This is a genomic window from Pseudonocardia sp. OZ21 (assembly GCF_059359135.1).
Window position 1 is genome coordinate 500,494 of record NZ_JCADBN010000001.1, and the last position, 13,305, is coordinate 513,798.

General features: G+C 72.4%; 12 protein-coding genes. 3 read left to right on the top strand and 9 right to left on the bottom strand.

Going from position 1 to position 13,305, the window contains the following annotated elements:
• Window positions 1-2: 2 nt before the first annotated feature.
• The 3 genes from AC5L35_RS02465 to AC5L35_RS02475 are packed head-to-tail and all read right to left on the bottom strand — an operon-like array spanning window position 3 to window position 3,080.
• Window positions 3-1,334 carry a sensor histidine kinase gene (locus AC5L35_RS02465; protein WP_495057848.1) on the bottom strand — a complete coding sequence of 444 codons (1,332 nt, stop codon included), beginning with the start codon at window positions 1,332-1,334 and terminating at the stop codon, window positions 3-5.
• Between the two features lie 4 nt (window positions 1,335-1,338).
• Complete coding sequence (locus tag AC5L35_RS02470) at window positions 1,339-2,160, bottom strand: ABC transporter permease (RefSeq protein ID WP_495057849.1); 822 nt, start codon at window positions 2,158-2,160, stop codon at window positions 1,339-1,341.
• Window positions 2,161-2,171: 11 nt separating this feature from the next.
• Window positions 2,172-3,080: an ABC transporter ATP-binding protein gene (locus AC5L35_RS02475; RefSeq protein ID WP_495057850.1), complete on the bottom strand. Its 909-nt coding sequence runs from the start codon at window positions 3,078-3,080 to the stop codon at window positions 2,172-2,174.
• Between the two features lie 124 nt (window positions 3,081-3,204).
• Between AC5L35_RS02475 and AC5L35_RS02480 the strand changes: the two genes are divergently transcribed.
• Window positions 3,205-4,026, top strand: a complete 822-nt coding sequence (locus AC5L35_RS02480; protein WP_495057851.1) for a DNA-formamidopyrimidine glycosylase family protein — start codon at window positions 3,205-3,207, stop codon at window positions 4,024-4,026.
• Window positions 4,027-4,236: 210 nt separating this feature from the next.
• On the opposite strand, the gene AC5L35_RS02485 is transcribed toward AC5L35_RS02480, so the two are convergent.
• From AC5L35_RS02485 to rimO, 4 genes are all read right to left on the bottom strand, one after another.
• Complete coding sequence (locus AC5L35_RS02485) at window positions 4,237-5,049, bottom strand: PspA/IM30 family protein (RefSeq protein ID WP_495057852.1); 813 nt, start codon at window positions 5,047-5,049, stop codon at window positions 4,237-4,239.
• 283 nt (window positions 5,050-5,332) lie between these two features.
• Window positions 5,333-5,761 carry a helix-turn-helix domain-containing protein gene (locus AC5L35_RS02490; RefSeq protein WP_495057853.1) on the bottom strand — a complete coding sequence of 143 codons (429 nt, stop codon included), beginning with the start codon at window positions 5,759-5,761 and terminating at the stop codon, window positions 5,333-5,335.
• A 130-nt stretch (window positions 5,762-5,891) separates the two neighbouring features.
• The gene (pgsA, locus tag AC5L35_RS02495) at window positions 5,892-6,497 is read right to left on the bottom strand and encodes a CDP-diacylglycerol--glycerol-3-phosphate 3-phosphatidyltransferase (RefSeq protein WP_495057854.1); all 606 of its coding nucleotides are present in this window, start codon (window positions 6,495-6,497) and stop codon (window positions 5,892-5,894) included.
• Window positions 6,494-7,942, bottom strand: coding sequence for a 30S ribosomal protein S12 methylthiotransferase RimO (gene rimO, locus AC5L35_RS02500; RefSeq protein WP_495058072.1), 1,449 nt, complete (start codon window positions 7,940-7,942; stop codon window positions 6,494-6,496). The genes pgsA and rimO overlap by 4 nt, the downstream gene beginning before the upstream one ends.
• Before the next feature lie 142 nt (window positions 7,943-8,084).
• Between rimO and AC5L35_RS02505 the strand changes: the two genes are divergently transcribed.
• Together AC5L35_RS02505 and AC5L35_RS02510 are read left to right on the top strand one after the other, a co-directional pair.
• Entirely contained in the window at window positions 8,085-8,585 is a 501-nt protein-coding gene (locus tag AC5L35_RS02505) for an amino-acid N-acetyltransferase (RefSeq protein ID WP_495058073.1), read from the top strand.
• 44 nt (window positions 8,586-8,629) lie between these two features.
• On the top strand, window positions 8,630-9,517 hold the full coding sequence (locus AC5L35_RS02510; protein ID WP_495057855.1) for a helix-turn-helix domain-containing protein: 888 nt from the start codon (window positions 8,630-8,632) through the stop codon (window positions 9,515-9,517).
• A 63-nt stretch (window positions 9,518-9,580) separates the two neighbouring features.
• On the opposite strand, the gene AC5L35_RS02515 is transcribed toward AC5L35_RS02510, so the two are convergent.
• Window positions 9,581-10,366 carry a YceI family protein gene (locus tag AC5L35_RS02515; RefSeq protein ID WP_495057856.1) on the bottom strand — a complete coding sequence of 262 codons (786 nt, stop codon included), beginning with the start codon at window positions 10,364-10,366 and terminating at the stop codon, window positions 9,581-9,583.
• Between the two features lie 273 nt (window positions 10,367-10,639).
• Window positions 10,640-13,213 (bottom strand): DNA translocase FtsK, encoded by a 2,574-nt coding sequence (locus AC5L35_RS02520; protein WP_495057857.1) that lies wholly within the window; start codon window positions 13,211-13,213, stop codon window positions 10,640-10,642.
• Window positions 13,214-13,305: the final 92 nt, after the last annotated feature.

Genomic DNA, 13,305 nt, shown 5'->3' on the forward strand with positions numbered 1-13,305 from the left:
CATCACCGCACCTCCGCGGGGATCGCCGGAACACTCGCGCTCACTGCTGTCCCCTCGCCCGGTGTGCTCTCCACCGTGAACGTCCCCGACACACGCCGGACCCGCTGCTCCATCGCCGCGAGCCCGAAACCGCTCCCGGCGTCCGGCTTCGCCCCGGGCCGGCGGACGAAGCCCGTGCCGTCGTCGCGGACGTCGAGGACCACCACGTCGTCCATGTAGGAGAGCGTCAGTCCGGCCCGCGTGGCCGACGCGTGCTTCCCGACGTTGGCCAGTGCCTCCTGCGCCACCCGGAACAGCGTGACCTCCAGGTCGGGCAGCAGCGGCCGCGGCTCGCCGGTGGTGTCCACCACGAGTTCGACGCCCGCGGTCTCCGCCCACTTCTTGGCCATGTCGGCGATCGCGTCCGGTAGCTGCGCCTCGACGAGCTGGCCGGGCGCGAGGGCGTCGACCGAGCGCCGGGCCTCGGTGAGGCTCTCCCTGGCCAGTGCGCTGGCGGTGCTGATGTGGCGACGCCGCACGGCCGGGTCGTCGTCTGCGGCGCCTGCCGCCTCCAGCTGGGTGACGATGCCGGTCAGGCCCTGCGCGATCGTGTCGTGGATCTCCCGCGCCAGCCGCGCCCGCTCGTCGAGCATCCCGGCCTCCCGGGCCTGCGCCAGCAGCTGGACGTGCAGGGCCGCGTTCTCCTCCAGCGACTCCGACAGGCGCCGGTTCGTCTCGTTCAGCTCGAGGATGACCTCGCGCCGGCGGTGGGACTGCTGGGTGGACAGCGTGCCGAAGTAGGTGAAACCCCCCGCCACCAGAGCGTTGATCAGTGTGACCGCCACCAGTCCCGCGATGACGCCCATGGTGATCTCGTCGATCAGACTTCCGCCGAGCTGCGAGTAGGCGACGAGCGCCGCTGTGGCCGCCACCCCGGCCCAGCGCCAGCGCCCGCGCAGGTAGAGGAACGAATGCATGTACCCGGCCAGGGCTTGGAACCCGTACAAGGGCGACAGATGCACGAGCACGGCCATCAGGACCAGCAGCCCGCCGACGTACACGGCGCCCAGCCGGGGATCCGACGCCGCCAAGGGGCGCCGCGTCACGAAGGCGTACGACCAGGCGGCCGCGACGAGCACGAGCGGACCGGTGACCAGCCAGTACCCCGGCGTCGACGGGATCACGGCAGGCGTCAGCGCGGTGCCGATCGCCAGCCCGAGATAGGGCACGAAGCGTTCCATGAACGAGTCGAACCTGCGCTCGCGGGCGTCGAGCACCTCCTCGGTGCCCGATAGCAGTCCGGTCGCCGGCCCGCAGCCGTGCGTCATCGCCGCACCGCGCTGTGCGCCGCTCATGATCTCACTCCCACCGGAAGAACCTAGCGGCAACAGTGGTCGCCGCCACAGCGATCAACGCCATCACCACCAGCTGCATCGGCGCGGGCCCGTCCCCCATCCAGGCCGCCTGGAAGGCCCCGACGCCGGGCGGCACGAACTCCCCGATCCGCACCAGCGCCTCCGGGAGCAGGAACTTGGGCAGATAGACCCCCGCGAAGAACTGCGTCAGCATGAACGCGACGGCACCGATCCCGGAGGCGAGCCGGGCCCGCGGTGTCACGGCCGCGATCACGAGCCCGAGCGCGAACACCGCCGACGTGCCGAGCAGGAACGTGAGGACGAACGCGACCGGATGCCGCGGCGCCGGCACGTCGAGGACGAACACGGCGACGGCGACCATGAGCGCCGTGCCGACGACCACGGTCACGACGTTGATCAGCAGCTGCACCACCAGCACCGCAGCCGGATGCATGGGCGAGGCCGACAGCCGTCGCAGGATCCCCTTCTCCCGGTAGGTGGCGAGCCCGGTGGGCAGGTTCTGCAGGCCGAGGACAGCGATGTTGATCGCCAGCAGGGACGGCGCGAAGTAGTCCGTGAACCGGAGCCCTCCGAACATCTCGCTGGGCTCGCGCAGCGCCGGCACGGCGCCGAGACCCGCGAGGACCACCGTCGGCAGGACCACCGCGATGAGCAGGGTCACCGGGTCGCGGAGAAACAGCCGGGTCTCCGCCAGTGCGAGTGCGCGCAGCGGCCGCGGCGCGCGGCGCTGCGCAGTCGGGGTCGGGGTCGGGGTCGGGGTCGGGGTCGGGGTCGGGGTTGCGGTCGTTGTCGTGGTCTCGTTCATCGGTCGACTCCTCAGTTCTCGGCCGCACGGCCGGTCAGGGCGACGAACGCGTCGTCGAGGGTGGGCTGCTCGAGGCGCAGGTCGATGGCCACGACCTGGTGGCGGGCCAGCGCGGACGTCACGGCGGTCAGCAGGTCGCCGCCGCCTCTGACCTCGACCTGGGGCCCGTTCCGCTGCACCGACGCCACCTCGGGCAGCTGCGTGAGCACCGAGTCCTCGAACGGGATCGACGGGCGGAAACGCAGCCTCTGACCGTCGCTGAGCCCGGCCACGAGTCCGGCCGGCGTGTCGATCGCGACCACGCGCCCCGCGTCGATCACGGCGATCCGGTCGCAGAGCCGCTCGGCCTCCTCCATGAAGTGGGTGACCAGCACGACGGTCACGCCGCCGCGGCGGATCTGCTCGATCGACTCCCAGGCGTCGCGGCGGGCCTGCGGGTCGAGCCCGGTGGTCAGCTCGTCGAGGATCGCCACCTGCGGGTTCCCCACCAGCGCCAGCGCGATCGACAGCCGCTGCTTCTGGCCTCCCGACAGGTTCCCGAACGCGGTGTTCCGCTTCGCCGCGAGACCCCAGCGTTCGAGCAGCTCTCCGGGGTCGAGAGGCGACGGGTAGAAGGACGCGTAGAGCTCGAGCGCCTCTCCCACGCGCAGCTTCTCCGGCAGCTCGCTCGCCTGCAGCTGGATGCCGAGCACGCGGCGCAGCGCAGCGCGGTCGCGTCCGGGATGCAGCCCGAGCACCGAGATGGAGCCGCCGTCCGGGGAGCGCAACCCCTCGATGCACTCCACGGTGGTGGTCTTCCCGGCGCCGTTGCGACCCAGGACGCCGAAGATCTCTCCCTCCTCCACGGAGAAGGAGACGTCGTGCACCGCGACCTGGTCGCGGTAGCGCTTGTGTAGCTGGTCCACCTCGATGACGGGCATGCACATGATCGTGCTGCCACGCTGGCCCGCGGAGATCGACCGTCGCGGCGGAGTCCCCGCCGCCCGAGGTGGACCGCCGATCCACCGATCGGTGGATCGGTGCGACCCGCGCTACCGTCGGCCGGTGCCGGAGGGCGACACCGTCTACCTCACCGGGAAGCGCCTACGCACCGCGCTCTCGGGGCGGACGCTCGTGCGGGGCGAGCTTCGCCATCCGCAGCTCGCGGAGCACGACCTCACCGGCCGAACCGTGCTCGGCGTCGCCACCGTCGGGAAACACCTGTTCACCCGCTTCGACGACGGCCGCAGCCTGCACAGCCATCTCCGCCTCGACGGGTCATGGCACCTCTACCGGCCCGGGATGGCGTGGCAGCGGCCCTCCCACCAGGCCCGCGCGGTGCTCGAGACCGCGGAGCGCACCGCCGTCGGGTTCCTGCTGCACGATCTCGAGCTGCTGCCGACCGCGGAGGAGGACCGGCTGGTCGGGCACCTCGGGCCCGACCTGCTCGACCCGGCCTGGGACGACGCGCACGCCGCGGAGGCGCTGCGCCGGTTCACCACGCGCGGTGCGTCGGAGCTCGGGCTCGTGCTCCTGGAGCAGCGGGTGATGGCGGGCGTCGGGAACCTCTACAAGACCGAGGTGTGCTTCCTGCTCGGGCTCTCCCCGTGGACCATCGTGCGGGACGTCCCGGACCCGCCAGCGGTGATCGCGCTGGCCCGGGAGCTGCTGCTGCGCAACGCCGACCGTCCCCAGCAATCCACCACCGGGGAGCTGGCGCGAGGACGTCAGACCTGGGTGTTCGAGCGGGGTGGTCAGCGGTGCCGCCGCTGCGGCACCCGCATCCGCACCGCGGAGCAGGGGGACGGGGTGTACGCCCGGCTCGCCTACTGGTGCCCCCGCTGCCAACCCGGCCCCACACCCCCACCCGCCCCGCGCCGCCGCTGACCCCTGCCCGAGGCCCGCCCACCCCCGCGAGTCGCCCGATCCGAGCCCGCGAGTCGCCCGAATCCCGCCCGCGAGTCGCCCGAAACACGAGCCCGAGTCGCCCCACACGTCCCGTCGCCCCGCCCCGAGCGCCCACGGCAAAGGGGGCCGGCAACGAGGGACGCCGCCCGCCCTGGTCGGGGCGAGCGGCGTCGGCCGTGGTGCGGTAGGTCAGGCGGTGCCGGGCTGCTGCTGCTTGTTGACCTGCGGCGAGGCGGGAATGGCGGCCGTGTCGCCGCCCGTGACCTCACCTGCCACCGGCGCACCGTGCAGGGACGCGCGGATCTGCTCGAGGCGGCTCGCCCCGGCCATGTCGACCGTGGACTGCTGCACCTCCAGCATGCGGCCCTGCACCGAGTTCTGCGCGAGCTCCGCGGAACCGATGGCGTTGGCGTAGCGCCGCTCGATCTTGTCGCGGACCTCCTCCAGCGACGGGGTGTTGCCCGGCGCCGCGAGCTCGGTCATCGACCGCAGCGACGCCGCGGCCTGCTCCTGCATCTTCGCCTGCTCGAGCTGGCTCAGCAGCTTGGTGCGCTCGGCGATCTTCTGCTGCAGCATCATCGAGTTGCGCTCGACGGCCGTCTTGGCCTGGCCGGCAGCCTGGATCGACTGGTCGTGCAGCGTCTTGAGGTCCTCGACGGACTGCTCGGCCGTGACCAGCTGCGTGGCGAAGGCCTGCGCGGACTGCTCGTACTGCTGGGCCTTCGGCTCGTCGCCCTTGGCACGGGCCTGGTCGGCGAGCACGAGGGCCTGCCGGGCCGACGCCTGCAGCTTCTCGATCTCTCCGAGCTGCCGGTTGAGCTTCATCTCCAGCTGACGCTGGTTGCCGATCACCGCGGCCGCCTGCTGGGACAGCGCCTGATGCTGCCGCTGAGCGTCCTCGATGGCCTGCTGGATCTGCACCTTGGGATCGGCGTACTCGTCGACCTTGGACGAGAACAGCGCCATCAGGTACTTCCAGGCCTTCGTGAAACCGTTGGCCATCTGCTCCGCCCTCCGAGTGCGACGCCGCTCGTCGCTGCATGTCGTTGTCCGGGCCGTCCGGCATGTCCGCCGGTGCGCCGGTTCCCATCGTGGCATCGGACCGGCCCGGCTTCCACCGCTCGCCGACGATATCGGGGATCATCCGGAGGTCGCCGTCGGGGCGACCCGGAGGTCAGGCTACCGCTCGGACGCTCCGCACGGTGACGACGACGTGCAGATACGTATCGGCACCCGCCGGAGTGGCGGGTGCCGATGACGTGCGACGGAGCCGGCGGCGGCTCGGTCAGGCGGCGGCGCAGACCGCGTCGACCGGCTTCAGCGCCACGGGCTGCGGTGCAGGCTGCGGAACGGGGTGACGCGGGGAGACCGGCGTGATCGGCGCCAGCGGCATCGCGGACGCATCGTCCGAGGCGCCGGCGAGCCGGAGGTCCATGTGGCGCAGGCCGACGGGGCGGCGCAGCGGCACGGTGGTCAGCGCGTCGGCGGCCATGGCCTCCGCGGCCTCGGTGAGCAGGTCGTGCAGGGCGATGTCGAGTGCGTCGCAGATGGCGGCGAGGAGCTCGCTGGAGGGTTCCTTCCGGCCCCGCTCCACCTCGGACAGGTAACCGAGGCTCACCCGCGCCCGGCGCGAGACGTCCCGGAGGGTCCGCCTGCGCGCCGTACGAGCCCGCCGCAGACTGCCGCCGATCGCCTCCCGCATCAGCACCGCCATGCGACCCTCCTCGTCGTCCGCCGGCCAAGGTGGACACCGCGCCGGTGAGATCACCGTACCGATTCCTGACCCGCGGCGTCGCGACACGCGGCCGGCGGTCGCGTCCGCCCACGGCGAACACGGCCGTGGGTCACCTCTCGGGAAGAGCCGTGGCGGCCGCCGAGCGCAGCCGCATCGCCCGCAGCACGTAGTCGAGCCCGGTGACGACGGTGAGGAGGATGGCCACCGCGAGCACCGACCACCTCAGCTTGTCGACGGCGTCGGCCGCTCCGAGCAGCTCGAGCGGGAGCAGGTACAGCCCGATCGCCAGTGCCTGAGCCAGCGTCTTGGCCTTGCCTCCGCGGCTGGCGGGGATGATGCCGTGGCGCAGCACCCAGAACCGCAGCACCGTCACGCCGACCTCTCTGGCCATGATCACGATGGTGACCACCCACGGCACCATGCCGATCACCGACAGCCCGATGAGGGCCGCCCCGGTGAGCGCCTTGTCGGCGATCGGGTCGGCGATCGTGCCGAACGCGGTGACGAGCCCGCGCCGCCGCGCCAGCTCGCCGTCGTACCGGTCGGTGATCGCGGCGAGCGCGAAGACACCGAACGCGGCGAGCCGCCAGCCCGTGTTCGTTCCGTCGTCGACGAGCAGCACCACGACGAACACCGGCACCAGCGCCAGCCGGATTCCGGTGAGGACGTTGGCGATGTTCAGCAGCGGCGGCGGGCCGGCGGGTGCAGAACTCACCCGGACTCCCGCGCGGCGGCGCCCACAGCGGCGCCTTGCAGGTCGCTGCGGGGCAGCAGCTCTCGCGGGGACACGACGAGGTCGGTGCCCTCGGTGCCGACGACGACCGCGCGCACCATGTCGCCGACCGCCAGCCCGGACCCGCGCTCGAAGACGCACTCGCCGTCGACCTCGGGAGCCTGGTGCGCCGCGCGGCCGGTGCACTCGAAGTCCTCGTCCTCCTCCGCCTCGACGAGCACCTCCACCTCCGTGCCGACGCGGTCCTCCGCACGCTGGGCCATCAGCTCGTCGACCAGCGCGCTGATCCGGGAGACCCGCGCGAGGACCTCCTCGGCAGGCAGCTTGCCGTCGTAGGTCTCCGCCTCCGTGCCGTCCTCGTCGGAGTAGCCGAACACCCCGACCGCATCGAGCCGGGCTCCGGTGAGGAACGCCTCCAGCTCCGCGAGGTCCTCCTCCGTCTCGCCCGGGAAGCCGACGATCACGTTGCTGCGGATCCCGGCCTCGGGGGCGAGGTCGCGGATACGGGCGCAGAGGTCGAGGAAGTTCTCCCGCGACCCGAACCGGCGCATCCGCCGCAGCACCGCCGGGCTCGCGTGCTGGAACGAGAGGTCGAAGTAGGGCGCGACGCCCGGCGTGGTGGCGATGACCCGCAGCAGGTCGGGACGGACCTCGGCGGGCTGCAGATAGCTGAGGCGGACGCGGTCGACGCCCGGCACGTGGGCCAGCCGCGGCAGGAGCTGCACCAGCGCGCGCGTGCCGCCGGGCAGGTCCTTGCCGTAGGACGTGGAGTTCTCGCTGACGAGGACGAGCTCGCGCACCCCCTGCATCCCGAGCCACGCGGCCTCCGCCACCACGTCGTCCGGTGGGCGGGAGACGAACGAGCCTCGGAACGACGGGATGGCGCAGAACGCGCAGCGGCGGTCGCAGCCGGACGCGAGCTTGACCGGCGCCACCGGGCCGTCGGAGAGGCGCGTACGCGCGAGGTTGGGCAACCAGGCGTGCCCCGGCACGGCGACGTCGGCCGCGGCCGCCGGGCGCTCGACCGGCGAGATCGGCAGCAGCGTGCGCCGGTCGACCGGCACGTGCGGGGCGGGCGCGTGGCCGCCGATGACGTCGGAGAGGCGCTCGGCGAGGTCGGGATACGCGTCGAAGCCGAGCACGGCATCGGCCTCGGGCAGGCTCTCGGCCAGCTCGGCGCCGTAGCGCTCGGCCAGGCATCCGACCGCCACGACCTTCGCGCCGCTGGCCTTCGCGGCGTCCGAGGCGGCCAGGAGGGTGTCGATCGAGTCCTTCTTCGCCTGCTCGACGAAACCGCAGGTGTTGACGACGATCACGTCCGGCGAGTCGTCGCCGTCGGCGGTCACCAGCTCCCAGCCGGAGCCCTCCAACCGGCCGGCGAGCTCCTCGGAGTCGACCTCGTTTCGGGCACAGCCCAGGGTCAGCAGGGCGGCACGGCGTGGAGCGACCGGGGAACGCTCGTCGTCTCGCCGCGGAGCGTCAGCGGAGCGGACCTCGACGCTGCGGGTTTCTGGCACGGGCACCAGGGTATCCGCCATCGATGATCTAGTCTGACCCGTCGTGGCAACGATGGCCGTACGGCGGGCCAGAACCGCCGACGTGGCGACGATCAAGCAGCTCGTGGACTCCTACGCGGGGCGCCTGCTGCTCGCCAAGGAAATCGTCACCCTGTACGAGTCGGTGCAGGAGTTCGTGGTCGCCGAGCTCGACGGTGAGGTCGTCGGCTGCGGCGCCCTGCACGTCCTGTGGGAGGACCTCGGCGAGATCCGCACGGTGGCGGTGCACCCGAACGTCGTCGGCCGTGGGGTGGGGCACGCCATCGTCAGTGCTCTCATCGCCAACGGGCGCGAGCTGGGCCTGCGCCGGCTGTTCGTGCTGACGTTCGAGAAGCAGTTCTTCGCCCACCACGGGTTCGCCGAGATCGACGGCACCCCGGTCGAGCCGGACGTCTTCGCGGCGATGCTGCGCTCCTACGACGCCGGTGTGGCCGAGTTCCTGGACCTCGCGCACGTGAAGCCCAACACACTGGGCAACGTGCGGATGCTCCTGCAGCTGCCCGTAGGTCCCTGACGTTTCCGGCCGCCGTTGTCGGACGGGGCCGGTAGCCTGCGGCAATGGCCGCACCGGTCAGCGACCCGGAGCACGTCGGCGACCCGGAGCACGTCCCCGTCCCGGACGCGCGGCAGATGCACGGGCGCAGACCGGCCGCTGCGCTCCGCCCGTACGTCAGCGCCTACACCGGCTACCGGATGGACGCCGCGCCGCGCTCCGTCCACCTGGGCGTGCCGTCGCCCCATCTCACGTTCGTGCTGTGTCTCGACGGGAAGGTCGAGATGCTCGCCAACGCCGACCCGAGCAAGCCACCCGGCGTGTTCGCCGCGATGGTCGCCGGCCTGCACACCCGGCCGGCGCGGATCGCCCAGGGCGACCCGCAGACCGGCCTGCAGCTGCGGCTCACCTGGCGTGGGGCCCGGGCGCTGCTCGGGGTGCCCGCCGGGGAGCTCGCCGGGGACGTCGTGGATCTCGAGGCGCTGCTGGGGCGCCGCACCGGCCCCCTGCTGGCCCGGCTCGCCGCCGCACCCGGGTGGCCGGAACGCTTCGCCCTCCTCGACACCGAGTTCGCGGCGCTCGCCCACCGGGGGCGCGGCGCACCCGGGGTGCTCCCCGAGGTCGGGTACGCCTGGGACCGTCTGGAGGAGACGGGCGGCACCCTGCGCATCGCCGACCTGGCGCGCGAGGTCGGCTGGAGCCGCCGGTACCTGGCGGAGAAGTTCCGCCACGAGACCGGCCTCGCCCCGAAGGCGGCGGCCCGGCTGATGCGGTTCGAGAGAGCCTGCGACCGGCTGCTCGGTCCCGGCCGGCCCGCTCTCGCCCGGGTCGCGGGCGACACCGGGTACGTCGACCAGGCCCACCTGTCCCGCGACTTCCGCGACCTCGCGGGCACGACGGCCACGGCCTGGCTGGCCGAACGCCAGGTCCGTCCGAGCACTGTGGAGCCGTAGTGCTGTCTGCCGCCCGTCCCAGGAGCTGTAGGGCTCCGAAGTGCGGGCGGTCAGCGCGGGCGGTCAGCGCTGCAGGATGCCCTGGATGTCCAGGCTGATCTGGATCGTCGAGCCCACGACCGGCACCCCGCGGGCCAGGATCTGCTGCCAGTTCACGGTGAAGTGCTCGCGGTGCAGCTCCGTGGTGGCGGTGCAGCCCGCGCGCATCCCGTTCCACTCCTGCATGCCGAGGTAGGTGGCATCGAGCTGCACGTCGCCGGTCATCCCGTGGAGGGTGAGCTCCCCGTCGATCACCCAGCGGTTGCCGCCGGGGCGGGAGAAGCGGTGGCTGGTGAAGTGCAGCTTGGGGAAGCGGGTGACGTCGAGGAAGTCGGCCGAACGCAGGTGCGCGTCCCGCTTCTCGGCGTTGGTGAAGACGCTCGCGGCGTCGATCAGCACCTCCACCTGGGAGTCCTCGAAGCGCTCCGCGATGTAGATCTGTCCGGTGAACTCCATGAACTGCCCGTACACCCTCGACATCGCGATGTGGCGGGCGATGAACCGGATGGCCGAGTGCTCGGGGTCGATCTCGTACAGCCCGGGGGCGGGGACGGTGAGTGTCTCGTCGGGCACGAGGGTGAGCTTGCCGAGGGCATTGTGGGTGCCCCACTCCACCTCGGTGCGTTCGTGGAAGCTCTGGTAGCCACCCGCCTCGGCCCGGATCCGGTAGGCGCCGGGCATCACGGCGGCCGCGAAGAACCCGTAGACATCGGTCTCCGACCGCGCCACGCGCTTGTTGCTCCGGTCGAAGATCGAGACGTCAGCTCCCGAGAGGGGTTTCCCCTCGCTGTCACGCACTTCGCCACTCATCAGGCCACCGGTGAGCGGGATCGGCATGAGAGCCTGCCGGCCACCTATGACCTGCTTCTTTTCCTTCCGGCGACGACCGGTCCAGAACATGCCGCGGATACCTTCCCGACGTGCTGCTGATCAGCCGGATTCGACCGATCGGGCACACTCTGACACGTTCCGTGATGACGCAACGACCGGCCCCTCCCCGCAGCTCACCCTGCTGGACACGCCGATCGTCTCGGCCGGGTGCCTGCCGCCCCCGCACGGTGACCGGGAAGGACCGGTGAGCCGTCAGTCCTGCGAGTCGTCGGGGTCCGGGCCACCGCCGCCGCGCATCAGCCAGAGCACGCTCTCCAGCTCGTCGGGCTTGATCAGCACGTCCCGGGCCTTCGACCCCTCCGACGGCCCGACCACGCCTCGCGACTCGAGCAGGTCCATGAGCCGCCCCGCCTTCGCGAACCCGACGCGGAGCTTGCGCTGCAGCATCGAGGTGGACCCGAACTGGGACGTGACCACCAGCTCGGCGGCCTGCACCAGGAGGTCGAGGTCGTCGCCGATGTCGGGGTCGACCTCCTTGGCCTCGCCCGCCTTCTGGACGGTGACCCCTTCGGTGTAGGTCGGCTCGGCCTGCTCCTTGACGAACGTGACGACCGAGGAGATCTCCTCGTCGCCGACGAACGCGCCCTGCATACGGGTGGGCTTGCCTGCTCCCATCGGCAGGTACAGTCCATCGCCCATGCCGATGAGCTTCTCGGCGCCCGGCTGGTCGAGGATGACGCGCGAGTCGGTGAGCGAGGAGGTGGCGAACGCCAGCCGCGACGGCACGTTGGTCTTGATCAGGCCCGTGACGACGTCCACCGAGGGCCGCTGCGTGGCGAGCACCAGGTGGATGCCCGCCGCCCTGGCCTTCTGCGTGATGCGCACGACCGCGTCCTCCACGTCGCGCGGCGCGGTCATCATGAGGTCGGCCAGCTCGTCGACGATGCAGAGGATGTACGGGTAGGGCCGGTACTCGCGCTCGCTGCCCAGCGGCGCGGTGATCTCGCCGGAGCGCACCTTGCGGTTGAAGTCGTCGACGTGGCGGACCTTGTTGGCCTGCATGTCCTGGTAGCGCTGCTCCATCTCCTCCACCAGCCAGGCGAGCGCGGAGGCCGCCTTCTTCGGCTGGGTGATGATGGGGGTGATCAGGTGCGGGATGCCCTCGTACGGGGTCAGCTCCACCATCTTGGGGTCGATGAGGATCATCCGGACCTCGTCCGGCGTGGCCCGCGAGAGGAGTGACACGAGCATCGAGTTGACGAAGCTCGACTTGCCGGAGCCGGTGGAACCTGCCACCAGCAGGTGCGGCATCTTCGCCAGGTTGGCCGTGAGGAAGTGGCCCTCGATGTCCTTGCCCAGGCCGATGACCAGCGGGTGCTGTTCGGCGCGCGCGTTGCCGCTGCGCAGCACGTCACCGAGGCGGACCATCTCCCGGTCGGTGTTGGGCACCTCGATGCCCACGGCGGACTTGCCGGGGATCGGAGCCAGGATCCGCACGTTGTCGGTGGCGACCGCGTAGGAGATGTTCTTGGTGAGCTGGGTGATCTTCTCGACCTTGACGGCCGGGCCGAGCTCGATCTCGTAGCGGGTGACCGTGGGGCCGCGCGTGAAGCCGGTGACCTGCGCGTCCACCGAGAACTGGTCGAGCACGCCGGTGATCGACTCGATCATCGCGTCATTGGCGCTGCTGCGGGTCTTGGCGACCGGCCCCGTGGGCAGCAGGTCGCTGGGCGGCAGGATGTAGGTGCTCTCCCCGTCGCTCGGGGAGACCGTGAGGCGCAACTGCTCGCCGACGGGGCCGTCGGGCTCGGGCTCGGCCGGGGGCGTGGCCGGCACGGTGGCCGGTGGCCTGCGCTTCGGGCGAGGAGCAGGCGCCTCCTCGGGAGCCTCGCCGGACTCCGCGCCCGCGGCGGAGTCGTCCGGGGCCGCGTCCTCGACCCGCGACGCCTGGCGCCGCCGGGAGGGGCGCCGCAGCGCGACGGGGGGCGTCTCGACGACGGGGTCGGCGTCCAGCTCGCCGGAGTCGACGCCGGCCTCGTCGGGAACCTGGCCGCCGAGCACCCCACGGAGACGCTCGGGCACGTCCCGCACGGGGGTGCCGGTGAGCACCAGGAGCGCGTACCCGGACAGCAGCACGAGCACGGGCACCGCGACCCACGCCGTCAGGCCGGTGGCGAGCGGCGTGGCCGCCAGGTAGCCCAGCGCTCCCCCACCGTCGACCCACAGCCCGGGCGCGTCGGGGCGCCCCGCGGCGAGGTGCACGAGCCCGAGCACGCCGAGGGTCAGCAGCAGGGAACCGACGGCGACCCGCGGCCGTGCCTCCGGGTGCGGCCGAGTGGCCATCAGCGCGATGCCGGTCAGTGCCAGCAGCACCGGCAGCACCGTGGATCCGAGCCCGATGACGTACCCGACGGCGGCGGACAGCCCGCGGCCGACAGGGCCACCCGCCCCCCACCAGATGCCCGCGGCGCTCACCACGGCCAGCACGAGCAGGACGACGCCGAGCCCGTCGCGGCGATGGGCCGGGTCGAGCTCACGGGTGCGCCCGATCGTGCGGCCCGCCGAACGGCCGAGCCGGCCGATGCCTCTGCCGACGGCGTCGAGACCGCGGTCGAGGAGGTCGGGACCGCGGCGGGGCGGCGGCTTGCGGGGGGCCGGGCGGCGGCCGGAACCGGACGGGCGGCGCGCCGTGGAGCGGGCGGGCTCACGCACAGCGGACTTGCGGGCTGCCGGTTTCCGGCCGCCCGCAGCCCGGGACGACGACGCAGCCTTGGACGACGACGCCGCGGTGCTCCTGCCGCCGCCTGCGGTGGTCCGTCCTGCCATGTCCCCACGGTATCCGGAACGGCGCCCCTGTCCGGTGACCGACACCCGCCGGTCGCGTGCGGCGCGGCGCCCCCGCACAGAGTGTCGGGGGT

Excerpts from the sequence above, each read along its gene's own strand:
- AC5L35_RS02470 (WP_495057849.1), bottom strand. The coding sequence starts at position 2,160 with ATGAACGAGACCACGACAACGACCGCAACCCCGACCCCGACCCCGACC.
- AC5L35_RS02465 (WP_495057848.1), bottom strand. The coding sequence starts at position 1,334 with ATGAGCGGCGCACAGCGCGGTGCGGCGATGACGCACGGCTGCGGGCCG.
- AC5L35_RS02505 (WP_495058073.1), top strand. The coding sequence starts at position 8,085 with ATGGCCGTACGGCGGGCCAGAACCGCCGACGTGGCGACGATCAAGCAG.
- AC5L35_RS02485 (WP_495057852.1), bottom strand. The coding sequence starts at position 5,049 with ATGGCCAACGGTTTCACGAAGGCCTGGAAGTACCTGATGGCGCTGTTC.
- AC5L35_RS02510 (WP_495057855.1), top strand. The coding sequence starts at position 8,630 with ATGGCCGCACCGGTCAGCGACCCGGAGCACGTCGGCGACCCGGAGCAC.
- AC5L35_RS02520 (WP_495057857.1), bottom strand. The coding sequence starts at position 13,213 with ATGGCAGGACGGACCACCGCAGGCGGCGGCAGGAGCACCGCGGCGTCG.
- AC5L35_RS02490 (WP_495057853.1), bottom strand. The coding sequence starts at position 5,761 with ATGGCGGTGCTGATGCGGGAGGCGATCGGCGGCAGTCTGCGGCGGGCT.
- AC5L35_RS02475 (WP_495057850.1), bottom strand. The coding sequence starts at position 3,080 with ATGCCCGTCATCGAGGTGGACCAGCTACACAAGCGCTACCGCGACCAG.
- AC5L35_RS02515 (WP_495057856.1), bottom strand. The coding sequence starts at position 10,366 with ATGAGTGGCGAAGTGCGTGACAGCGAGGGGAAACCCCTCTCGGGAGCT.